This window comes from Clostridium brassicae, assembly GCF_026738875.1.
Classification (GTDB): Bacteria; Bacillota; Clostridia; order Clostridiales; family Clostridiaceae; genus Clostridium_H; species Clostridium_H brassicae.
The window spans coordinates 128359-151673 of sequence record NZ_JAPQFJ010000011.1; the positions used below are offsets into that span (position 1 = coordinate 128359).

General features: G+C 30.9%; 18 protein-coding genes and 1 pseudogene. All 19 read left to right on the top strand.

Annotated elements, in window-relative coordinates:
• Positions 1–145 precede the first annotated feature (145 nt).
• Complete coding sequence (locus OW729_RS11710) at positions 146–325, top strand: hypothetical protein (RefSeq protein ID WP_268061695.1); 180 nt, start codon at positions 146–148, stop codon at positions 323–325.
• Between the two features lie 41 nt (positions 326–366).
• Positions 367–1749 carry a dihydropyrimidinase gene (gene hydA, locus OW729_RS11715; protein ID WP_268061696.1) on the top strand — a complete coding sequence of 461 codons (1383 nt, stop codon included), beginning with the start codon at positions 367–369 and terminating at the stop codon, positions 1747–1749.
• A 135-nt stretch (positions 1750–1884) separates the two neighbouring features.
• Complete coding sequence (locus tag OW729_RS11720) at positions 1885–3261, top strand: NCS2 family permease (RefSeq protein ID WP_407647672.1); 1377 nt, start codon at positions 1885–1887, stop codon at positions 3259–3261.
• 51 nt (positions 3262–3312) lie between these two features.
• The gene (gene ade / locus OW729_RS11725) at positions 3313–5010 is read left to right on the top strand and encodes an adenine deaminase (protein ID WP_268061697.1); all 1698 of its coding nucleotides are present in this window, start codon (positions 3313–3315) and stop codon (positions 5008–5010) included.
• Between the two features lie 171 nt (positions 5011–5181).
• On the top strand, positions 5182–6939 hold the full coding sequence (locus OW729_RS11730; protein WP_268061698.1) for a sigma 54-interacting transcriptional regulator: 1758 nt from the start codon (positions 5182–5184) through the stop codon (positions 6937–6939).
• Between the two features lie 222 nt (positions 6940–7161).
• The gene (locus OW729_RS11735) at positions 7162–8454 is read left to right on the top strand and encodes an amidohydrolase family protein (RefSeq protein WP_268061699.1); all 1293 of its coding nucleotides are present in this window, start codon (positions 7162–7164) and stop codon (positions 8452–8454) included.
• A gap of 285 nt (positions 8455–8739) precedes the next feature.
• Positions 8740–9828 (top strand): 4Fe-4S binding protein, encoded by a 1089-nt coding sequence (locus OW729_RS11740; protein ID WP_268061700.1) that lies wholly within the window; start codon positions 8740–8742, stop codon positions 9826–9828.
• 12 nt (positions 9829–9840) lie between these two features.
• Positions 9841–10635, top strand: a complete 795-nt coding sequence (locus OW729_RS11745; protein ID WP_326498375.1) for an FAD binding domain-containing protein — start codon at positions 9841–9843, stop codon at positions 10633–10635.
• Positions 10635–11084: a (2Fe-2S)-binding protein gene (locus OW729_RS11750; protein ID WP_268061702.1), complete on the top strand. Its 450-nt coding sequence runs from the start codon at positions 10635–10637 to the stop codon at positions 11082–11084. Before OW729_RS11745 ends, OW729_RS11750 begins: the two co-directional genes overlap by 1 nt.
• A complete protein-coding gene (locus tag OW729_RS11755) occupies positions 11081–13393 on the top strand; it encodes a xanthine dehydrogenase family protein molybdopterin-binding subunit (protein WP_268061703.1) in 2313 nt (770 codons plus the stop codon). The genes OW729_RS11750 and OW729_RS11755 overlap by 4 nt, the downstream gene beginning before the upstream one ends.
• A gap of 141 nt (positions 13394–13534) precedes the next feature.
• On the top strand, positions 13535–14119 hold the full coding sequence (locus OW729_RS11760; RefSeq protein ID WP_268061704.1) for a nucleotidyltransferase family protein: 585 nt from the start codon (positions 13535–13537) through the stop codon (positions 14117–14119).
• A gap of 9 nt (positions 14120–14128) precedes the next feature.
• Positions 14129–16273 (top strand): xanthine dehydrogenase family protein molybdopterin-binding subunit, encoded by a 2145-nt coding sequence (locus OW729_RS11765; protein WP_268061705.1) that lies wholly within the window; start codon positions 14129–14131, stop codon positions 16271–16273.
• On the top strand, positions 16263–16739 hold the full coding sequence (locus tag OW729_RS11770) for a (2Fe-2S)-binding protein (RefSeq protein ID WP_268061706.1): 477 nt from the start codon (positions 16263–16265) through the stop codon (positions 16737–16739). The genes OW729_RS11765 and OW729_RS11770 overlap by 11 nt, the downstream gene beginning before the upstream one ends.
• On the top strand, positions 16733–17572 hold the full coding sequence (locus tag OW729_RS11775) for an FAD binding domain-containing protein (protein ID WP_268061707.1): 840 nt from the start codon (positions 16733–16735) through the stop codon (positions 17570–17572). The genes OW729_RS11770 and OW729_RS11775 overlap by 7 nt, the downstream gene beginning before the upstream one ends.
• Before the next feature lie 190 nt (positions 17573–17762).
• A complete protein-coding gene (locus tag OW729_RS11780) occupies positions 17763–18581 on the top strand; it encodes an XdhC family protein (RefSeq protein ID WP_268061708.1) in 819 nt (272 codons plus the stop codon).
• 344 nt (positions 18582–18925) lie between these two features.
• Positions 18926–20137, top strand: coding sequence for a diaminopropionate ammonia-lyase (dpaL, locus tag OW729_RS11785; protein WP_268061709.1), 1212 nt, complete (start codon positions 18926–18928; stop codon positions 20135–20137).
• Between the two features lie 62 nt (positions 20138–20199).
• Complete coding sequence (locus OW729_RS11790) at positions 20200–21672, top strand: cytosine permease (RefSeq protein ID WP_268061710.1); 1473 nt, start codon at positions 20200–20202, stop codon at positions 21670–21672.
• Between the two features lie 164 nt (positions 21673–21836).
• Positions 21837–23057, top strand: coding sequence for a YgeY family selenium metabolism-linked hydrolase (locus OW729_RS11795; protein ID WP_268061711.1), 1221 nt, complete (start codon positions 21837–21839; stop codon positions 23055–23057).
• Between the two features lie 92 nt (positions 23058–23149).
• Positions 23150–23315: pseudogene (locus tag OW729_RS19425) on the top strand (ornithine carbamoyltransferase); the annotation flags it as partial.

Here is a 23315-nt window from a genome sequence, read left to right on the forward strand (position 1 = left end):
AATAGAAGAAATATAACAATTATTAGTTAATTTGGCATAAATAATGCTTTATATTATAAGTTAAATAATCAGAATGTTTGAAAATATAAAGATGATGGGTATAAGTATTATATGTATACCTAATTAAGTCTTAGGAGGAAGTCATATGAGTAAATTTCAATTAGATAATAAAGACTTAGTTGATTTAACATCTGAAAGAGTAGCTGGAATCGGGAAATATAAAAACGTTTACATGATTAAGACATGGATTATTTTAAGCTTATTAATTTATACTTTAAGATTGAATATTAAGATGAGAGTTGTTAAGTTTTCTTTTGAAAGTTAAAAATAGATTAATAAAATAAAAAGTTAAAAATGGGGGATATTATGTCGTCAATTATAAAAAATGGGTTAATTGTAACAGCCAGTGATACATACAAAGGAGATATCTATATAGAAGATGGAATTATTAAAGAAATAGGAATAGATTTACAAAGACAATGTGATGAAGTAATTGATGCAAAAGGAAAGTATGTAATTCCAGGAGGAGTAGATGTTCATACCCATCTTAATTTAGATGTAGGGATTGCTGTAGCAAATGATGATTTTTATACTGGAACAGTAGCAGCTGCTTGTGGGGGAACAACATGTATTGTTGATCATATGGGGTTTGGTCCTAAAGGATGCAATTTACATCACCAAGTAAATGTGTATCATGGATATGCAGATGACAAAGCCGTAATAGACTATAGTTTTCATGGGGTAGTTCAACATGTAGATGATAGGATTTTAAAAGAGATGAGTGAAATTGTGAATGATGAGGGTATCCCAAGTTTTAAAATATATTTAACTTATGATTATAAAGTCAGTGATGAAGAGGCATTAAAGATTCTTATGAGGTTAAAGGAGTTAGGAGGGATTACTACAGTTCATCCAGAAAATAATGATTCTATTAATTATTTTAGAAGATTATTTGTTGAACAAGGTAAAACTTCACCCATATATCATCCTATGAGTAGGCCAGTTGAATGTGAAGCAGAAGCTATAAGTAGAATGATAAATTTAGCATCTTTAGCGGGAAATGCTCCATTATATATTGTTCATTTATCAAATGAACTTGGACTTAAATATATAAAAATAGCGCAAGATAGTGGGCAAAAGGTATATGTTGAAACATGTCCCCAATATCTATTTTTAGATGAAGAAAAGTACAAAGAACCTAATAATGAAGGATTAAAATATATTATGAGTCCGCCCCTTAGAAAAAAAGATAACCAAGCAGCTCTATGGAAAGGTATTAAAGATGGAAATATTCATGTTGTAGCTACTGATCATTGTCCATTTGCATTTAATAAGGACAAACAAATGGGAAAAGATGATTTTACTAAGTGTCCCAATGGAGTACCAGGTATTGAAGAAAGAATTCCTCTTATGTTCTCAGAGGGAGTTATGAAAAGCAAAATAAGCATTAATCGTTTTGTAGATGTTTGCTGTACTAGTCCTGCTAAGATGTTTGGATTGTACCCTAAGAAAGGAGCCATACAAGTAGGATCAGATGCTGATATTGTTTTAATTGATCCAAATAAAGATGTTATATTAACTAGGGATATATTACATGAAAATGTTGATTATACGGCGTATGAAGGTATGAAATTAAAAGGTTATCCTGTATTAACTATGGTTAGAGGAAAAGTTATTGTCAAAAACAATCATTTTATAGGTGAAAAGGGTTATGGAAAATTTATAAAAAGGCAAAAACGTAATTATTAAATTTATGTGTAAAGAAAACTTTGAACAATAATTAGCTATTTCTCCTAGGTTAATAATTAGGCTGTTTTAAAATAAAAGTGTATTAAAAATATTTTAAACAGCTTGTTATATAAAAATATATAAGGGGTGATTTTAGTGAATAAAAACACTGAAACTATCAATGCTAATGACAGTTTTCTAGAGAGGACTTTTAAGCTGAAAGAAAATAATACAACAGTTAGAACCGAGATTATTGCAGGAATTACTACATTTTTAACAATGGCTTATATTATTGCAGTAAATCCAGATTTCTTAGCTACTACAGGGATGGACAAAGGAGCAATTTTAACATCTACATGTATAGCAGCAGGTCTTACTACAATTCTTATGGGAATTTATGCGAATCTACCTTTTGTATTAGCATCAGGTATGGGACTTAATGCATTTTTTGCTTTTTCAGTCTGTGGAAATATGAAAGTACCATGGCAAGTTGCTTTAGTAGCAGTATTTTTAGAAGGTATCATATTTATTCTTCTTTCTTTAACAAATGTAAGAGAAATTGTTGTAAATTCTATTCCAACTTCACTAAAAATAGCGGTAAGTGGTGGTATTGGATTATTCATAGCTTTTATAGGGTTTCAAAATGCTGGTATAGTTACAAATGATGATGCAACATTAGTTGCGTTAGGGAAGATCAGCGATCCTAGAGCTGTTATTGCTATTATTGGAATTGTAATTATTGGAGTATTAGTGCACAAAAAGGTAAAAGGTGCAATGCTTTGGGGGATTTTAGCTTGCACAGTTATATCATGGTGTTATGCTCTTGCAATAGGACCTGCAAAAGCTGCTGAAGCATATAAGATCTTTTTGCCAACAGGATTATTTGGTATACACAGTATGGCACCTATAGCAGGGAAATTAAATTTTGCTATACTTTCAACCCCTAAAGGTATTGCAACAATTATATCTGTTTTATTAACTTTTTTATTTGTTGATTTTTTTGATACAGTAGGAACTTTAGTTGGAGTTGCATCAAAGGCAAATATGTTAGATGAGAAAGGTAATGTATTAAGAGCTAAACAAGCGTTATTAACAGATGCTATAGGGACAACTATGGGAGCAGTTATGGGTGTTTCCACTGTTACAACTTATGTTGAAAGTTCAGCAGGCGTTGCAGAAGGTGGAAGAACAGGACTTACAGCTATAGCAGCAGGAATTTTATTTATAATATCAGCATTTTTTGCACCTATTTTTATGGCAATTCCTAGTTGTGCAACTGCACCAGCCCTTATAATAGTTGGATTATTTATGATGCAGAATATAACTCAAATTGATTTTTATGACTACACTGAAGCAATACCAGCTTTTTTAACAATAATATTAATGCCTTTAACATATAGTATAGCTACAGGGCTAATGTTTGGGGTTATATCTTATGTAATATTTAATTTATTTGCAGGTAAAAAAGAAAAAATATCACTTACGTTAATTATATTAGCTGTAATCTTTATAGCAAGATTTATAAGTTTGTAACATATATTATAAATAATATTAAAGTAAAGAATAAAGAGAGGGTAATATATTATGGAGAAGTTAAGAAGTAATATTGATGCAGCATTGGGAAACAAAAAAGCAGATATAGTATTAAAAAATGCTTCTATTGTAAATGTATTTACTCAAACGATAGACAAAGATGATATAGCTATAAATGGAGATACAATTGTTGGAATAGGTAGTTATAGTGGAGAAAAAGAGATAGATTGTACAGGCTATTTTGTATCCCCAGGATTTATAGACTCCCACGTTCATGTGGAATCTTCAAAAGTAACTCCAGAAATATTCTCTCACATTTTGATAAAAAAAGGAGTAACTACATGTATAGCTGATCCTCATGAAATAGCTAACGTATTAGGTGAAGATGGAATAAAATTTATGATAGATAATAGTAAGGATAGTCCAGTAGATATATTTTTTATGATGCCGTCTTGTGTACCGGCGTTGGATATAGAGGATAACGGAGCTACATTAAATTCAGAAAATTTAGCGAAGTTTATTAAAGAAACTAGAGTCTTAGGACTTGGAGAAGTTATGGATGTACCATCAGTTGTGAATTTAGAAAAAGATATGACAAGTAAATTAAATTTATTTAGAAATAAGGTTATAGATGGACATTGCCCTAGAATTGGTGATCATTGGTTAAATGCATATGTAAATCAAGGTATAAAAACAGATCATGAATGTACAACACCTGATGAAGCTATTAAAAAGATTAAAAAAGGTATGTATATAATGCTTCGTGAAGGTTCAGCAGCTAAAAATTTAAGAGAATTATTACCGGCAGTAAATAATGATAATTTTCATAGGTTTTTATTTTGCACTGATGATAAGGATATAGTTGATTTGATTGAGAAGGGTTCTATAGATGATAGTATAAGGATTGCCATTGAAGAAGGATTAAACCCAATAAAAGCAATTACTTTAGCAACACTAAATGCAGCAGAATGTTATGGACTAAGAAAAGTAGGAGCAATTGCTCCAGGTTATAAAGCTGATTTAGTAATTTTTCAAGATTTAAATAAAGTTAAGATTAAAGATGTCATAAAAAATGGAGTTGTATATGTAGCAAATACTATTAAATATGGTAATGGATTTGTAAAACCGTCTATGAACATAGAATTTGTTAAGGAAGATTGTTTTAAAATCAAGGCGAAAACGGATAAGGTGAATGTAATAAGAGTTATTTCGGATTCTATTGAAACTAAAAAAGTGATAAGAGAGGTTTCAGTAAAAAATGGGTATGTGGATAAGCCTCTTTCAGAGGATATGCTAAAAATAGCTGTTTTTGAAAGACATAAGAGAACGGGAAAATACTCAGTTGGTTTTGTAGAAGGACTTGGTATAAAAGACTGCACTATAGCTCAAACTATAGCACATGATTCTCATAATATTATAGTAGTGGGTAGTAATGATAGAGATATGAAAGTAGCTGTTAATAGTATTATAAGTATAGGAGGAGGAGTAGCTATAGTATCTGGTGGCAAACTTATAGAGCAGTTAAGTCTACCTATAGCTGGACTCATGACTTCTAAGGAGCCAAAATGTGTAGTTGATAAAATAAAAAAATTAAATATAATATGTAGGCAATATGGTATGGAGGAGGATAAGGACATATTTTTGACTTTGGGATTTATGGCTTTACCTGTTATACCAGAAATAAGGATTACTGCTAGAGGAATATTCGATTTTAATAAAAATGAGTTTATAGATTTATTTTCTATATGATAATAGTGAGATGGAACTCGAAATGTAGTTAAGACTGCATTTCGAGTTTTTTTACTGATAAATGAAAATAGTGTATAATATACACACAATATTAATTATGTAATATATTTACTATATATTTAAAATATGATAATAAATTTTAGTAGGTTAAAACATAAGGAGATGAGAAATATGAAAACGATTTTGGAGGATATCCAACAGGCAGTAATGAGGTATGCCAAAATAATATCAAAAGTATTAAAAGTTGAGGTAGAAATAGCTGATGAAAATTTAGTGAGGGTAGCAGGGACCGGTGTATTTAAGAACAGAATTAACAAGAGTATGTTAGGAGAAGGATATGTATATAGAACAGCATTAAGAACTGGAATTCCCCAAATTATTAAGAAACCAGGAGATGAAAAACTATGTTTACCTTGTCCTAAATGTGGCAATTGTGAAGAGAAATTTGAAATGTGTACCCCTATAAAGCTAGGAGATGATGTTATAGGGGTTATAGGTCTTGTTTGTTTTACTGATGAACAACGAGAGTATCTAATGAAAGATTTTGATGCTTACATGGAGTTTTTACAACAAATATCTGAATTTATAAGTATAACTGCTTATGAAAGAAAAGAAAAATTGAGAGAACAAACATTATTAAAATCACTAAATTTGGTTATAGATAAGATGGATAGAGGAGTAATTATTTTAAATAAAAAAAATAAGATAACTCATATAAATAAAAAAGCTATGGAGATATTAAATTTTATAGATAACCATTTTATACATGAGATTCAAATAGAGGAAATAGGGGAATGTATTGTTGATATGCATGAGTACAAATTAAACATAAATAATCAAAAATTTTATGTTGTGGGAAATATTCATGAGATGGGTTTAAATGAAAATCAATTTGATAAAATTATTATTTTTCAAGACAACAAAAGATTTAAAGACATAGTTACAGGAGTAAGCAATATAAGTAAAAATATAGTATGTGATGATATATTAGGGGAATGTGAAAGAATGTTAATTCTCAAAAAAAACCTAAAAAAAATAGCTCTATCTAGCTCGACTGTTTTAATAACTGGAGCAAGTGGTACAGGTAAAGAACTGTTTGCAAGAGCTATGCATAATGAAGGAAGTAGAAAAAAAGAACCATTTATAGCAATTAACTGTGCAGCTATACCAGATGCATTATTGGAAAGTGAATTATTTGGGTATGTAAAAGGTGCATTTACAGGAGCATCTTCTTCAGGCAAAATTGGTAAATTTGAATTAGCTAATAGAGGAACTATTTTTTTGGATGAAGTTGGGGACATGCCTCTATATTTGCAAACAAAACTTTTAAGAGTTCTTCAGGATAGGAGAATAATAAAGGTTGGGTCTAATAAACCTGTGGATATAGACGTTAGAGTTATTGCAGCTACAAATAAAAATTTAGTAAAGCTTATAGAAGAAAATAAATTTAGAGAGGATTTATACTACAGACTTAATGTTATACCTTTTAATATTCCACCTTTAAGAGAGAGGATACAAGATATAAAAATCTTAGTGAATAGTTTTGTGGACAAATATACTAAGCTATTAGATAAACAGTTTTCATCAATACATATAGATAATGAGGTTTGGGAGGTTTTTTATAATTATTCTTGGCCTGGTAATATTCGTGAACTTGAAAATACAATAGAGTTTATGATAAATATGTTAGGAACTGATGGAAAATTAACATTAGATACTGTGCCTAATAGCGTTTTATCTAATGAAAGAAAGGTTAAAGAAAGCATAAGAGAAATATGTAACTTAAAAGAATTAGAGAAAAATGAAATAAATAAAGCTTTAGATATTTATGGCTATTCAACTCAAGGTAAAAAAGCTGCAGCAAAAAAACTTGGAATAGGTATAGCTACTTTGTATAGGAAAATAGAGGAATATAATTTATCAAAATGATAAAAAAAACCATAAACAACTTTACAAAAGCTGTATACAAGAGGAGACAAGGGGTGCTTATCAATGTGATAATTTTTATCAGAATGATAAGGGCAATTTAAAGATACTATGTTAAAAAATGTCTGAAATAAAGGGAAGAAGAAATTGGCATAAATAATGCTAAATATATTTTTACTACTGGATGGAGGAATAGTAGATTATAAATAAAGAGGTGAATAAATAGTGAAAGCATTAATAAATGCCAACATATTTGATTTTCATAAGTTTAAGAAAAATTCCTATATACTTTTCCATGATGGTGAGATTAAAGAAGTAGGAGATATGATTGAATTTCCAGGCGCTGATGAAGTATTTGATTGCAGTGGCACAATTGTAATGCCAGGATTAATAAATTGTCATACACATGTCTACTCTACTTTTTCAAGAGGAATGAATGTGGAGTTTAATCCTAAAAAATTTCAAGATATATTGGATCAACTTTGGTGGAAATTAGATGGACAACTTGATAAAGAATCTGTTTATTATAGTGGACTAATATATGGGTGTGAATGTATAAGAAATGGAGTTACTTCAATAATAGATCATCATGCAAGCGGATTAGATATTAAAGGATCATTAGATCAATTAAAAAAGGGTATTTGTGATGAGCTAGGTATGAGAGGAATATTCTGTTTTGAAACTAGTGATAGATTTGATATTAAGGAATGTATAGAGGAAAATATTGAGTTTGCCAAAAATAAGAGCCAACAATGTACAGGGTTATTTGGAATGCATGCTTCAATGAGTTTAAGTGACAACACTTTAAAAGAAATATCTTCAATCATAGAAGCCATTCCTATACATATTCATGTTGCAGAAAGTGAAGAAGATGTAGAAGATTGTCATAAAAAATATAATAAAAGCATAATAAAAAGATTGAGTGATTTTGGTTTGTTAAATCAAAATTCCATTTTGGCTCATTGCGTTCATATGAATGAGGAAGAAGTAGAACTTATAGCTAAAAGCGGATGTAGTATTGCCATGAACCCTACATCTAATATGAATAATGCTGTAGGACTTGCTAATTATGATATATTTAGAAAATTTAAGGTTCCTTGTATGATAGGAAATGATGGACTTGGAGTTAATATAACAAGAGATTTTTTAAATATAGTTTTTGGAATGAAAAATAGACTGAATAGTCCGACAAAATTCGACTTAGATGATTTAGTAAAAGTGATAAATAATGGTTATGAGTATGTTAGTAACATATTAGGTATTAAAGTAGGTAAGATAGAGAAAGGTTATAAAGCTGATTTGATAACGATTCCATACAATCCCCCAACACCATTGAATAAAGATAATATATTAGGGCATTTATTCTTTGGCGTTTTTGATAACTTTCATCCAAGAGATACTTGGTGTTCTGGAAAGTGTATGATGAGTGATTATAAATTAAACATAGATACAGACTCTATTTATTCAAAAGCAAGATGTGAATCAGAAAAGGTTTGGAAAAGAATTAATATTGATTAAATAAAAGGCTATGTTTTAATAAATTGTTGAGTTCGTATAATTTCAAAAACAATTCTAAACTTAGTTTAATTAATATCACTAAAATTTCATAACTGGCATAGCTCAAACAATGAAATTTCTTAACGTTCAATTAATTAAACTAAATAAGAATTGTAAACTTTCATTATAATGAACTCAACAATTTAAAACATAGCATTAGGAATACTAAAGGAAGTTTTAAAAGAGTGTAGAAAACAACACTTTTTTAAAACAGAACCAAATAATACTATGTTAGGGGTGTAAATAATGAATTTAAGTACAAAAATAGCAGGAATTGAATTAAAAAATCCTTTATTGCCTGCATCAGGTCCACTAGTAGGAGATTATGAAAAAATGATGACACTTGCAGGGTTTGGATTAGGGGGTATGGTTACTAAAACTATATCAATTAAAGGAGCCGATGTTCCAAGACCATGTATCATAGCTAATAAAGACAGTATCATGAATGCAGAACTTTGGTCAGAATATCCTTTAGAACAGTGGTTAGAAGAAATTTTACCTAAATTAAAAAAAGATTTAGATATTCCTCTTATAATTAGTGTTGGTTATACAAAAGAGGATATGGAGAAATTAATTCCAGTTTTAGATCCATATGCAGATGCATTCGAAGTATCTACTCACTATGTTGGAAAGGATCTAAGTGTAATAGGAGAAACTGTTAAGACTATAAGAAAAAATACTAAAAAACCTTTCTTTATGAAAGTAAGTCCTCATATGCCAGATCATGTAGCCTTTGCTGAAGTGGCTAGAAAAAATGGAGCAAGTGGTATAGCAGCTGTTAACTCTCTTGGGCCTAGTATGAAGATTGATCTTGCTAACCGTAAAGTATTAGTAGGAAATGATAAAGGAGAAGTTTGGACATCAGGACCTGCAATTAAACCAGTTGCTTTAGCAATAGTAAATAAAATAAAGAGTGCAATGCCAGATTTTACAGTAATTGGGGTTGGCGGAGTAGCTACAGCAGAAGACGTAGTTGAATTTTTATTAGCTGGTGCAGACGCAGTACAAATGCTTTCAGCAGCAATGCTTCATGGAAAAGATTTATATGAAAAAATCATAAAAGATTTACCACAAGTACTTGAAAAATATGATTTTTCAAGTGTAGAAGAAGTTAGAAATACTAAATTAGAAAAAGGAAATATAAAATTTGAACCAGATAATCCAATAATAGATGAAGATAAATGTATAAAATGTAGTGTTTGTATAAAAGTCTGTCCATATTTTGCTTTAAATATGGATGAAAAAGTTAAAGTAAATATTGAAAAATGTTTTGGATGTGGACTTTGTGAATCAAAGTGTCCTACAAAAGCTATAAGTGGTGTTTTAAAAAAGTAATATGAGAGAGGAGTGAGTTGTTTGAGAATAAAAGAATATTTCAAGCCTAGTACTTTAGAACAAGCATATAATGTTTTGCAAGATAAAAATGCAACTATAATTGGAGGAGGAACATTTTTAAGATTAGGTGCTAAGAAAATAGATTCAGCGCTAGATTTAAGCGATTTAGGATTAGATATTATTGAAGATAAGGAAGATAAAGTTGAAATAGGTGCTATGGCAACTTTAAGACAAGTAGAAATAGATGAAGCATTAAAAAATAATTTTGGTGGAGCTATTTCAAAGTCAGCAGCAGTTATTATGGGCGTTCAATTTAGAAATGTAGCTACAGCTGGAGGAAGTGTTGCTGGAAGATACGGATTTTCTGATTTTATAACTTCATTACTAGCGCTTGATACTTATGTAGAATTATATAAAGGCGGAAAAATAACGTTAAAAGAATTTTTAGAAACTAAAGGCAAAATTAAAGATATAGTAACTAAGATAATAATAATGAAAGATAATAGAAAAGCTTCTTTTCAAAATATTAGAAATACAAGTACAGACTTTGCTATCTTAAATGCAGCAGCTTCTCGTGTAGAAAATAAAGTAAAAATATCAGTAGGAGCAAGACCTGGTGTAGCTAAATTAGCAGAAAAAGCTATGGAATTTTTAGAAGGTTCAGAATTAAATGAAGAAACTGCTATAAAAGCTGGAGAAATTGCTTCAGAAGAACTAAGTGTTGGAAGCGATATAAGGGGATCTTTAGAATACAGAAAAGAATTATGCAAAGCTTTAGTAAAGAGAGCTATTATGGAGGTGATATAATGAAAATCCAATTAAAAGTTAATGAAATTGATAAAGTATTTGATGTAGAACCAGGTGAAATGTTAGCGGATGTATTAAACAGATATAAATATACAGTAAGAAGAGGTTGTGACACAGGTTCTTGTGGACTTTGTACAATACTTTTGAATGGAAAGCCTATTACATCATGTTCTTATCTTGCTGTTAGAGCAGGAGGACATAGTATAACAACTATAGACGGTGTACAAGAAAAGGCAAAAGAAATAGGAGAATTTTTAGTAGCTGAAGGTGTAGATCAATGTGGGTATTGTAGTCCTGGATTTGTAATGAACGTAATAGCTATGGAAAAAGAACTTAAAAACCCTACAGAAGAAGAAATTAATCATTATTTAGTAGGGAATTTGTGTAGATGTTCAGGTTATGTAGGACATTTACGTGCTCTAAAAAAATATTTGGGGGTGTCTGAATGAAAGAAATTATAAAATCTGTTCCAAAGATAGATGGAATAGGATTAATCCAAGGTAAACCAGCATATACAAAAGATTTAATTCCTGATAATGCATTAGTGGTTAAGGTATTAAGAAGCCCTCATCCATTTGCAAAAATTAAGAGTATAAATACAGAAAAAGCGGAAGCATTACAAGGAGTTGAATGTGTATTAACTCATAAAAATGTTCCAAGAAATATAGTTACTAGGGCAGGGCAAGGATATCCTGAGCCATCACCGCATGATAAGTTTATTTTAGATGAATATGTAAGATATGTAGGAGATGAAGTGGCAGCAGTAGCTGCAATAAATGAAACTATAGCTGAAGATGCTTTAGAGTTAATAGAGGTAGAATATGAACAATTAGAGCCAGTATTAGATTTTGAAAAGGCAGTTGGTCATTTATCTGTAATACATCCAGAACCAGAAGCACATGAAATGTTTCCAATAGGATATGACCCAAAACGTAATATTGCAGCAGAATATCATATGAGCTTTGGAAATTTAGATGCAACTTTTGAAAAATGTGACTGTGTTTTAAAAGATACTTTTTATACACAAGCACAAGCGCATATGGCAACAGAAACTCATACAAGCTTTGCTTACGTAGATTTTTATGGAAGATTAACTGTAGTAAGTTCTACTCAAACCCCCTTCCATATGAGACGTATAATAGGAGCTGCTCTTGGAATACCAGTTTCAGAGATTCGTGTAATAAAACCAAGAGTAGGCGGAGGATATGGTGGAAAGCAGCAAATACATGGAGAATTTTTAGTATCTTTAGCTGCTCTTAGAACAGGAAAACCAGCAAGGCTTATTTATACAAGAAAAGAGGTATTTGAATCAACTTTCTGTAGACATGCTATGAAATTTAATATGACAGTTGGTGCAGATAAAGAAGGAAATCTTAAAGCTGTAAATATGGAGCTATTATCTGATACAGGTGCTTATGGAGAACATGCATTAACAGTGTTTATGCTTGCAGCTGCAAAAACACTTCCACTATACAACAAAATCGAAGCGGTAAAATTTGGTGGAAAAGTTGTTTATACAAATCACACACCTGCAGGTGCATATAGAGGATATGGAGCACTACAAGGTAATTTTGCAGTAGAATCAATGATAGATCAAATAGCCGAAAAACTTAATATGGATCCATTAGAAATTAGAAAGAAGAACATGATTAAAGAAGGAGAAACTTCTCCAATATTTAAAATTATGGGAGAAGGTACTGAGGGAGTAGATATGATAATTGAAAGCTGTAAGCTTGATTATTGTGTAAAGAGAGGAGCAGAACTTTCTAAGTGGAAAGAAAAATTCCCAAGACAACAAATTAGCAAGAATAAGGTTAGAGGCATAGGTTGCGCATTGGCTATGCAAGGTTCTGGTATAGCATATATTGATATGGCATCAGCTGTATTAAAATTAAATGATAGTGGGTTCTTTAACTTAATAATAGGAGCTACAGATCTAGGTACTGGTAGTGATACTATACTTGCCCAAATTGCAGCTGAAACTTTGGGCGTTTCAACAGATAAAATTAAAGTATATTCATCAGATACAGATGTTACTCCATTTGATTGTGGTGCTTATGCATCGAAGACAACATATGTTTCTGGTAATGCTGTTTTAAATACTGCTAAAGCTATGAAAAAACGTATAGAAGAAGAAGGAGCTAGAAAATTCAAGGTTCCAGCAGAACAAGTTGAATTTGATGGAGAATATGTAAAAACATTAGATGGAAAAGAAAGTATTTCATTAGCGGAGTTTTCAAATGAACTTTACTATAATTCTGAACAAAAACAATTATTAGTTTGTGAATCCTTCTATCCAAAAGTTGCTCCACCACCATATATGCTTGGAGTAGCGGAAGTAGAAGTTGATCTTGAAACAGGTAAATATGATTTAGTAGATTATGTAGCAGTAGTAGATTGTGGAACAGTTATAAATCCAAACCTATGTCGTATACAAGTTGAAGGTGGTTTAGCACAAGGTATAGGCATGGCTATGTTTGAAGATGTTAGATATACAAGTAAAGGTAGTATGATTACAAATAATCTTATGCAATATAAGGTACCAACAAGAAAAGAGATTCGTAAGCTAACAGTTGAATTTGCTGACAGTTATGAACCAACAGGTCCTTATGGTGCTAAGTCAGTTGGAGAAATGGGAATAGATACACCACTTGCAGCTATAGCTAATGCTGTTTATAATGCTACAGGAGTAAGGATTAAGACTTTACCAATAAGCCCAGAAAAAGTTCTTATGGGGCTAAAGAATCTAAATAAATAATATAAATTTTCAAAATAGTTTTTGAAAATATAATTTTAAAGTTATTTATCTGATTTCTAACTTCCAGATAGAATAAAAGTTCAATATGAAACCAAGAATACTATTTATATAAATAATTTTAAAGTATTAGGAGGGTATTACATGGCAGTAGAAGGAATAATTTTAGCAGCGGGATTATCCTCAAGAGCTAAAACATATAAAATGACATTGGAAATCGAAAACAAGACTGTTATTGAAAGAGTAATAGATAATATGTTAAGTGTATGCTCAAAGGTCATAGTTGTAGGAGGCTATAAAATAGAAAAATTAGAGCCTATTATACAAAAATATGAAAACGTAGAATTAGTTTTTAATGAAAATTTTATGGAGGGCATGTTTAGTTCGGTTAAGAAAGGATTTTCATGTATAAAAGGAGAACAATTTTTTTTTACTCCAGGTGATTACCCTCTTATCGATGAAAATGTTTATAAAAATTTACTTAATGTAAATGGAGAAATAGGTATTCCTACTTATAAAGGCAGAAAAGGTCATCCCATACTAATAAAAAGTTATTTGATTAAGGAAGTTTTAGAAGGAGATAAATACTCTAATTTAAGAGAATTTATAGGAAGTAAAGATCCAGTTTTACTTCCAGTACATAATCAGGGAATTTTATTAGATATAGACACTATAAATGATTATAATCACATATTAGAGATTAATTCCCAAAAATTTAGGGAGGTGTAAGTTAGACTTATGAATAACAATATAAGTAAGCCAATTAAAAGGTTCGATACAGCTGACAAAATAGCAGGAACTGCAAAGTATGTAGCAGATTTTCAATTTGATGATATGGTTTATGCAAAAACTTTTAGATCAACTGAAGCAAGAGCTAAAATTAAATCAATACAGTACCCTGAATTACCAGAAGGATATTTTATAGTAGATAAGAACGATGTACCAGGAGAAAACATAGTACATGTGGTTTTTGATGATCAGCCATGTTTTGCTGATAAGGTAGTAAATTATATAGGGGAGCCTGTACTTTTGGTGATAGGCCCGGATAAAGAAAAAATATTAGATATAATGTCTCAAATAAAAATTGAATATGAAAAAATAGATGCAATTTTAAGTATAGAAGATGGAATAAATCCTAAACAACCTATATTTGGAGAAAAAAATTGTTTTGCAGATTACAAATACAACAAAGGAAGTCTTGAGGATTTAGAAGCAAAAAGTGAGTATATAATTGAAGGTGAATATGAAACTGGATATCAGGAACATATTTACTTAGAACCACAAGGAGCAGTGGGGTTATACAAAGATGGTAAAGTGACAGTGTATGCTACAATGCAATGTCCTTACTTTGTTAAAGGTGCTGTCCAACAATGTTTAGGTTTGTCAGAAGATAAAGTACAAATTATTCAAACTGTTACAGGTGGAGGATTCGGAGGAAAGGAAGATTTCCCATCATTGCTTGGATGCCATGTAGCTTGTGCTGCTTTAAAAGTTAAAAAACCTGTACAACTTGTATTAGATAGAAATGAAGATGTAGCTGTAACACCAAAAAGACATCCTTCTAAAATTAAACTAAAAAGTTATATAGATAAAAATCATAAAATTTTAGGTATGGATGTGGATATAAAAATAGATTGTGGACCATATGCGGGATTATCTAATATAGTCCTTCAAAGAACTATGTTTGCTGCAATAGGTGTATACAATGTTGAAAATGTTTTCGTAAAGGGTAGATCAGTAGCTACTAACAATATTATGTGTGGTGGATTTAGAGGATTTGGGGCTCCACAAGCATTTGTAGCATTAGAATTGCATATGGAACATATAGCAAATAAATTAGGTGTAGATTCTTTAGACTTAAAAATGAAGAATATGGTTAAAAAAGGAGATAAATCTTCTACTGGGGGTATATTTAGAGAGAATATTTTATTGCCACAAATTATAGATAGAGTTATGGAGATGTCTTCATATAGGGATAGACAAGAGAGGTTAGAAGAAGAAAGAAAGCAAGGTAAATTAAAAGGAATGGGTATGTCTATATTCTTCCATGGTGGTGGATTTACTGGTAGTGGGGAAAGAGATCATATAAAGGCTAAAGTGAAACTTGTTAAGCATCCAGATGAAAGAGTAGAAATATTAATTGCTAATGTTGAAATGGGACAAGGAGTTCAAACTGCTTTAAGAAAGATAGTTGCACAGGCTCTTGAGATACCAGTAGAGAAAACTATCCATGAAAATCCCGATACAGATAGAGTTCCGGATTCAGGACCAACTGTTGCATCTAGAACTACTATGGTTGTAGGAAAATTATTATATGATGCAGCTATTAAGTTAAAAGAAAGATGGAATGAAAGTGATAGAGTAGAAGTGATGACTCAATATAAACATCCAGAAGGGTTTTCTTGGGATGATGCTAATTTTGTGGGTGATGCTTACAACTCTTATTCATGGGGAGCCAATGTGGTTGAACTTGAAGTAGACCCCATAACTTATGAAACAACTTTATCAAATGTTTGGTCAGTATTTGATATTGGAACTCCAATTGATGAGAGAATAGTTAAAGGTCAAATAGACGGAGGAATATTACAAGGATTAGGATATGCAGGAATAGAGGTTATGACTAGTGAAAATGGACTTTTAAATCAAAGAACAAGTACAGATTATACTATCCCTACATCAAAAGACACTCCAAATATGGAAAGTGACTTAGTTTGTGAACCTTATTATAATGGTCCTTTTGGAGCTAAAGCTTTAGGTGAACTTACTTTTATAGGAGCAGGGCCAGCTTATGCTTTAGCTGTAGAAAATGCAATTGGTAAGGAAATTAACAGAATACCTTTGACACCAGAATACCTAATGGAGGTAATGAGCCATGATAAATAAAATAAAATTTACATTGAATTTTGAAGAAGTAGAAATTGAAACAAGTGCTGTAAGAAGGTTACTTGATGTTTTAAGAGATGACTTTAAATTACAAGGGGTAAAAGAAGGTTGCGGAGAAGGTGAATGTGGGGCTTGTGCTGTATTAATGAATGGTGATATTGTACATTCTTGTATGGTACCAATAGGTCAAGTAGAAGGTAAAGAAATAATTACTATAGAAGGAATGCAAAGAACACAAAAATATAGTGTTTTAAAAGAAAGTTTTGAAGATGCAGGTGCTGTTCAATGTGGATTTTGTACTCCGGGTATGATAATTGCAACAGAAGCATTATTAAGAAAGTATCCTAAACCAACAGATGAACAAATCAGAGAAGGTATATCAGGAAATCTATGTAGATGTACAGGCTATAACATGATTATAGATGCTGTAAGAATTGCATCTCAAAGAGGTGATGGATTATGGTAAAAGGATATAGACCAAGTAATTTAAAAGAAGCTTTAGAATTAATAAGTAAAGAAGAAGTTATATTATTATCTGGTGGAACTGATTTAATGGTAAAAAGAAAAAGATGTTCTGGGGTAGAGCCATTATTTGATAAACCAGTAGTGTTTATTAAAGATTTACTAGAATTAAAAAACATTACTTTTAAAAATGATATTTTAACTATTGGTGCTGCATGTACTTGTAGTGAAATTGCAAATAATGATTTGGTTCCTGAATACATGAAAGAGGTAGTTTTGTGTATGGCATCTCCAGGAATAAGAAATATGGCAACCATAGGTGGTAATATATGTAATTCATCACCAGTAGGAGATACTTTACCAGCGTTATATGCATTAGAGTCTGTACTTGTCTTAGAAAGTTTAAGTGGAAAAAGGGAAATTCCTATAAATGAATTTATTGTTGGCCCTGGAAAAAATATAATCAGAAAAGATGAAATACTAAAAGAAATCAGAATTAATATAAAAGAATTTAATAAAGTTCTTCATAGAAAAGTAGGTACTAGAAAGTCTATAGCCTTAGCTAAATTGTCATTTATGGGTCTTGCTAAAGTAGAAAATGGAAAGATAGAAGATATAAGACTTGCTTTTGGAGCAGTAGGCCCAACTATAATAAATAGTAAAAAAATAGAGAATGAAATTATTAAAAAGGGAACTATAAGTAAAGAAGATATAGAAGAAATAAAGACTAAATATGGAGAAATAATAAAGCCGATAGATGACCAAAGATCAAAAGCTAACTACAGAAAAGGGATTTGTTTGAATTTACTTGGATATTATTTAGAAGATTTAATGTAGAAAAAATAAATATTTATATTGAAGTGATGAATAATTTATTTTCCATTGTGAAGAATTCATCACACTAATATTATTAATTTAATTGATTAAGCTGCAAAATAAATAAATTTAACATATTTTGTAGTTTAATCATTATTTAGTTTTAGATTAAATACAAAAAATACAAAAATTTCAATAAGGAGGAATTAAGATGATAGACATATATGAAGAAATTTATAGAATGAAAGAAAGGGGACAAGAAGGTGTAGTTGTAACTGTAGTACAAAGAAAAGGACATGGACCAGCAAATGTAGGTAAAAAATTATTAGTTTATTCTAACGGAGATAAAAAAGGAACTGTTGGTGGAGGAGAGTTAGAATATTTAGCTATAGAAAAGGCTAAAGAAATCATGAGCACAAAAAAACATTGTATGCAAAGTTATGATTTTACAGGTAAGGTACCTACTAAGGATGTTATAAGTGTAGATATGATTTGTGGAGGTCTTGTTACATTGTATTTTGAATATATACCCGTTAATCCAAGAATATATATATTAGGAGCTGGACATGTAGGAAAATGTCTAGCAGATGCGTTAGTTAATTTAGATTATAAAACTATAGTTATAGATGACAGAGAGGAAATAGCTGAAGCAATAAACAAAGGTCATGAAATAGTAGTTGGAGATTATGAAGAGCAAATCAATAATTTAGATATTCCAGATGGAAGTTATATTGTTATTACAGGGTATACCCATGAAATAGATTATAAAATTTTAAAGGCAGTATGTAGTAAAGAGTGTAAACCTAAATATATCGGAATGCTATCTTCAAAGAACAAGGCTAGCTTTATGATTGATAAATTAAAAGGTGAATTAAATAGAGAATTAGATTTAAGTATGCTTCATGCACCTATAGGATTAGATCTTGGAGGAGATACTCCAGAAGAAATAGCTATATCTATACTATCTGAGATACAAGCCATAAGATACAACAAAGAAGGTAATAAACATATGACAGAAAAATGGATTTAAAATTTTCTTTATCTGATGCTGATTAAAGCTTATACTCACGCTTATATGGGCGGCAAGTTAAGCGTTGTTACGACCATGGATAAGGGTTTCTAATCTTCAGATGGAACGAAAATCCCACCTAAAGATTAGAAATCTCTTTATCAAAATGATAATAAAATCAATAATCAAATATAGAAAGCTTGTTATTAAAAGGATTTAGCAAAACTGTTATCAGTGTGATAAAATTTATCAAATTGATAACATATTTTTTTGAAAAACATCTTAAAGCTAACATTTTCCAAGGTTTATAAGTTTGGCATGAATAATGCTATTTAATATATGCAGATAGGAAGGGAGGAATAAACATGAAAGAAAATATTAAATGGATAAAAAATGAAAAGGCTAGACAAGATATTGAAAAAGCTTCAGCAGATTGTCTAAGTATTGAAGAACTTCAAAAAGTAAGAAAGTTTCATGAAAGCTTTAATGTTTATTCAAAAACACCACTTGCAAAATTAGATAATTTGGCAAAATATTTGGGAGTTTCAGGGGTTTTTGTAAAAGATGAATCATATAGATTCGGACTAAACGCTTTCAAAGTTTTAGGAGGTTCTTATGCTATAGGAAAATTTATAGCAAAAGAGCTAAATACAGATATTTCAGAAATGAACTTTGAAAAATTAAGAAGTGAGGAAACAAGAAAAAAAATAGGACAAATAACTTTTACTACTGCTACGGATGGAAATCATGGTAGAGGAGTTGCTTGGGCAGCACAGCAATTAGGACAAAAAGCTGTAGTTTATATGCCTAAAGGTTCATCAGAAACAAGACTTAATAATATCAAAGCAACGGGAGCAGAAGCGTATATAACTGACATGAATTATGATGATGCTGTTAGATTATCTTTGGAAAATGCAAATAAATATGGATGGAAAATAATCCAAGATACTGCTTGGGAAGGATATCAAGATGTACCTCTATGGATTATGCAAGGATATGCAACAATGATGATTGAAGCTGCTGAACAAATGAAAGAAATGGGAGTTGAAAGACCAACTCATGTATTTGTTCAAGCTGGGGTAGGTTCTCTTGCAGGAGCTGTGCAAGGATTCTTAGCTTCTTATTATAAAGAAAACAGACCTATTACAGCAGTTGTTGAGCCAAATGAAGCTGATTGCATGTATAGATCAGCAGTGAACGGCAAGATAACAAATGTTGGAGGGGATATGCCTACAATAATGGCTGGACTTGCTTGCGGAGAACCAAATCCTATAGGATGGGGAATTTTAGATTCTTATAGTGATATGTTTGTATCATGTCCAGATAATATTGCAGCTCAAGGTATGAGGGTATTAGGTAACCCACTTCAAGGAGACGACAAAGTAATATCAGGAGAATCAGGAGCTGTGCCAGCTGGATTCCTATATACTATCTTAACTGATGAAAGATATAAAGATATAAAAGAAGCATTAAAAATTGATGAAAATTCTAAAATACTTTTAATAAGTACAGAAGGAGATACTGACCCAGAGAATTACAGAAAAATAGTGTGGGATGGAGACCACCCTTATAAATAATTATCGACGTTAAAATTCCTAGTGCATCTTTGTGTTGCTATGAAGGAAGAAAGGGGAATTAAATGAGCAGCTTTCAGAGATCAAGTAATGAATTAGTAGAAATTACTTACCAGGGAATAGACGAAATTAAAAATCACGATAATATTTTTACAGAAGACACAAAACCTGTAGATTCACATAAAAGAGATTGGTCAGGTTGGAATTTAGGATCTATATGGGTCTCTATATTATTTTCAATACCAGGGTATATGCTAGTTAGTGGTTTTATAGCTTCGGGAATGAGCTGGAAGCAAGCATTGTTTATAGTTATGTTAGGGCATGGGTTAGTAATAGGAATAACAGTTATGTTGGGGCATTTTGGAACTAAATATGGATTGAGTTATACTTTAGTTTCCAAGGTGACCTTTGGACCTAAAGGAAATGTACTTCCAACAATGATAAGAGCATCACTTGGAAGTTTATGGTTCGCACTTCAATGTTGGATTGGAGGAACAGCATTAAGCTGTCTTATAGGAGGAATATTACCAGCTTGGAATAATATACAAGCAAGGTATATTATATGTTTCTTTATATTTTTAATTATTAATATAGCTATAGCTCAAAAAGGATTAAAAGCTATAAAAGTCTTATCTAGTTATGCAATGCCTTTGTTGATTTGTATTGGTATTGCAACAGTCCTTTGGGCATATAAAATAGCTGGTGGATTTGGAGCGATTTTTACACATCAAGCAGCTATGGGAAACAATATTAATTTTGGAAAACTGTTCATACCATCTTTAACAGCAGCTATGGCAGTAGATGGAACAGTATCACTTAATATGTGTGATTTTACAAGTCATGTTAAATCACAAAAAGAGCAAGCATTTGGTCAACTTTTACAAATACCTATTGCAGCTTTTTGCATAGTTGTAATTAGTGTATGTGGAACAGTTGCTTCTACAATTGCATTTGGAAGTCCAATATGGAGTCCATCAGATATAGTTGCAAAATTCAATAATCCAGCAGTTGTTATACTATGTTCTTTAGTAATATTATTTGCAACTACTACTGTAAATGTAACGGCTAATTTAGCTCCTTCAGGTATAATTATATCTAATTTATGGCCTAAGAAAATTAGCTATACAAAAGCATTGTTTGCTATTGCTATCTTTGCAGTCATACTTCAACCATGGAAAATGCTTGCAAGTCCTGATAGATATATATTTGAAGTGAATGGGACATTAGCAACATTTTTTGGACCAATGCAAGGAATATATTTTGCATCTTACTGGGTTGAGCATAAAACAAATATCAGTTTAGTTGATATATATAGAAATGATGGTGGCATGTATTATTATTCTAATGGTTGGAATAAATCAGCTATAGCTGTTTTAATTATAACAACTATATTGATTTTAGCAGGAAAATTTATACCAAGTTTTAGGGTGCTATTTGATAGTTCATACTTATCTGGGTTTGTATTAGGTATGTTAGCTTATAGTGTAATTAGTAGCAAAATAAATGAAGAGGTTTACAAAGAGACAAAAGTAGGGTGAATCTGTATAGAGGTAATTGTAAAAATGAAATTATACTAACGACTGACTATATTAATAGGTTATGTAGTATTAAGTATAAATGACAGAAAAGTTTGTATAACAACAATTTTACATAAATTTTAAATAATCAAAATTAAATAATTAAATTTTAGGAGGATTGAAAAATGGCAAAGGATTATAAAGTACAAGAAATTTTAAAGTTAGCAGAAAAGTATAAACCGGAAATGAGCAAATTCTTGAGAGATATGATATCTATTCCAAGTGAAAGTTGTGATGAAGAAAAGGTAGTATTAAGAATAAAAGAAGAAATGGAAAAAGTAGGTTTTGATAAAGTTGAAATAGATCCTATGGGAAATGTTTTAGGATATATTGGACATGGAAAACACGTAATTGCTATGGATGCCCATATAGATACAGTTGGTATTGGCGATGCGAATTTATGGAATTATAACCCATATGAAGGATATGAAGATGAAGAAATTATCTTAGGAAGAGGAGCTAGTGACCAAGAAGGTGGAATGGCTTCAATGGTTTATGCTGGAAAAATCATAAAAGATCTTGGACTTGAAGATGAATATACATTAGTAGTAGTAGGATCAGTTCAAGAAGAAGACTGTGATGGATTATGCTGGCAATACATTATTAATGAGGACAAGTTAAAACCAGAATTTGTTGTTTCAACTGAGCCAACTTCTTGCAATATATACAGAGGACAAAGAGGAAGAATGGAGATTAAGGTAACGACTCATGGCGTAAGTTGTCACGGTTCCGCTCCAGAAAGAGGAGATAATGCTATATTTAAGATGGCTCCAATTCTAAATGAATTAAAAGCTTTAAATGAAAATTTAATGGATAATGATTTCTTAGGAAAAGGTACTCTAACAGTGTCTGAAATATTTTTCTCATCCCCATCAAGATGTGCTGTTGCTGATGGATGTACAATATCTATAGATAGAAGATTAACTGACGGAGAAACTTGGGAGTATGCTCTTCAACAAATAAGAAATCTTCCATCTGTAAAAGAAGCTAAAGCAGATGTTGAAATGTATACTTATGAAAGACCAGCTTATACAGGATTAGTATACCCTACAGAATGCTACTTCCCAACGTGGGTGTTACCAGAGGAGCACAAAGTATGTGACACTTTAGTTGATGGTTATAAAAAATTATTTAATGAAGAGCCATTAGTTGATAAATGGACATTTTCAACTAACGGAGTATCAATAATGGGTAGATATGGAATACCAGTTATAGGTTTTGGACCAGGACATGAAGATCAAGCACATGCACCTAATGAAAAAACATGGAAGAGTGAACTTGTAAGATGTGCAGCAATGTACGCACTTGTTCCAATTTTATATGTAAATGATCATTTAGAAAAATAATAGAATTAAGTGATTAAAAATTAAAATTTATTTAAAATACAGGTAAATTAATAAATAGTAAAATTAAAATAAATTTCAAGGGGGAAAAAACAATGCAAACAGTATTTAGAGGAAGACATTTTATAACTTTGGAGGATTATACAAAAGAAGAAATTGAAACAATGTTAGAGGTATCATCTGATCTTAAAAAGAAAATGGCTATGGGAATAAAAACACCATATTTAGAATATCAAACAATGTTCTTAATGTTTTTTGAAC

Bases quoted from the DNA above. Each gene is read 5' to 3' on its own strand.
- OW729_RS11755 (WP_268061703.1), top strand. From the start codon at position 11,081: ATGAAAGAAATTATAAAATCTGTTCCAAAGATAGATGGAATAGGATTA.
- OW729_RS11795 (WP_268061711.1), top strand. From the start codon at position 21,837: ATGGCAAAGGATTATAAAGTACAAGAAATTTTAAAGTTAGCAGAAAAG.
- dpaL (WP_268061709.1), top strand. From the start codon at position 18,926: ATGAAAGAAAATATTAAATGGATAAAAAATGAAAAGGCTAGACAAGAT.
- OW729_RS11780 (WP_268061708.1), top strand. From the start codon at position 17,763: ATGATAGACATATATGAAGAAATTTATAGAATGAAAGAAAGGGGACAA.
- OW729_RS11710 (WP_268061695.1), top strand. From the start codon at position 146: ATGAGTAAATTTCAATTAGATAATAAAGACTTAGTTGATTTAACATCT.
- OW729_RS11765 (WP_268061705.1), top strand. From the start codon at position 14,129: ATGAATAACAATATAAGTAAGCCAATTAAAAGGTTCGATACAGCTGAC.
- OW729_RS11750 (WP_268061702.1), top strand. From the start codon at position 10,635: ATGAAAATCCAATTAAAAGTTAATGAAATTGATAAAGTATTTGATGTA.
- OW729_RS11770 (WP_268061706.1), top strand. From the start codon at position 16,263: ATGATAAATAAAATAAAATTTACATTGAATTTTGAAGAAGTAGAAATT.
- OW729_RS11740 (WP_268061700.1), top strand. From the start codon at position 8,740: ATGAATTTAAGTACAAAAATAGCAGGAATTGAATTAAAAAATCCTTTA.
- OW729_RS11775 (WP_268061707.1), top strand. From the start codon at position 16,733: ATGGTAAAAGGATATAGACCAAGTAATTTAAAAGAAGCTTTAGAATTA.
- OW729_RS11790 (WP_268061710.1), top strand. From the start codon at position 20,200: ATGAGCAGCTTTCAGAGATCAAGTAATGAATTAGTAGAAATTACTTAC.
- ade (WP_268061697.1), top strand. From the start codon at position 3,313: ATGGAGAAGTTAAGAAGTAATATTGATGCAGCATTGGGAAACAAAAAA.
- OW729_RS11730 (WP_268061698.1), top strand. From the start codon at position 5,182: ATGAAAACGATTTTGGAGGATATCCAACAGGCAGTAATGAGGTATGCC.
- OW729_RS11760 (WP_268061704.1), top strand. From the start codon at position 13,535: ATGGCAGTAGAAGGAATAATTTTAGCAGCGGGATTATCCTCAAGAGCT.
- hydA (WP_268061696.1), top strand. From the start codon at position 367: ATGTCGTCAATTATAAAAAATGGGTTAATTGTAACAGCCAGTGATACA.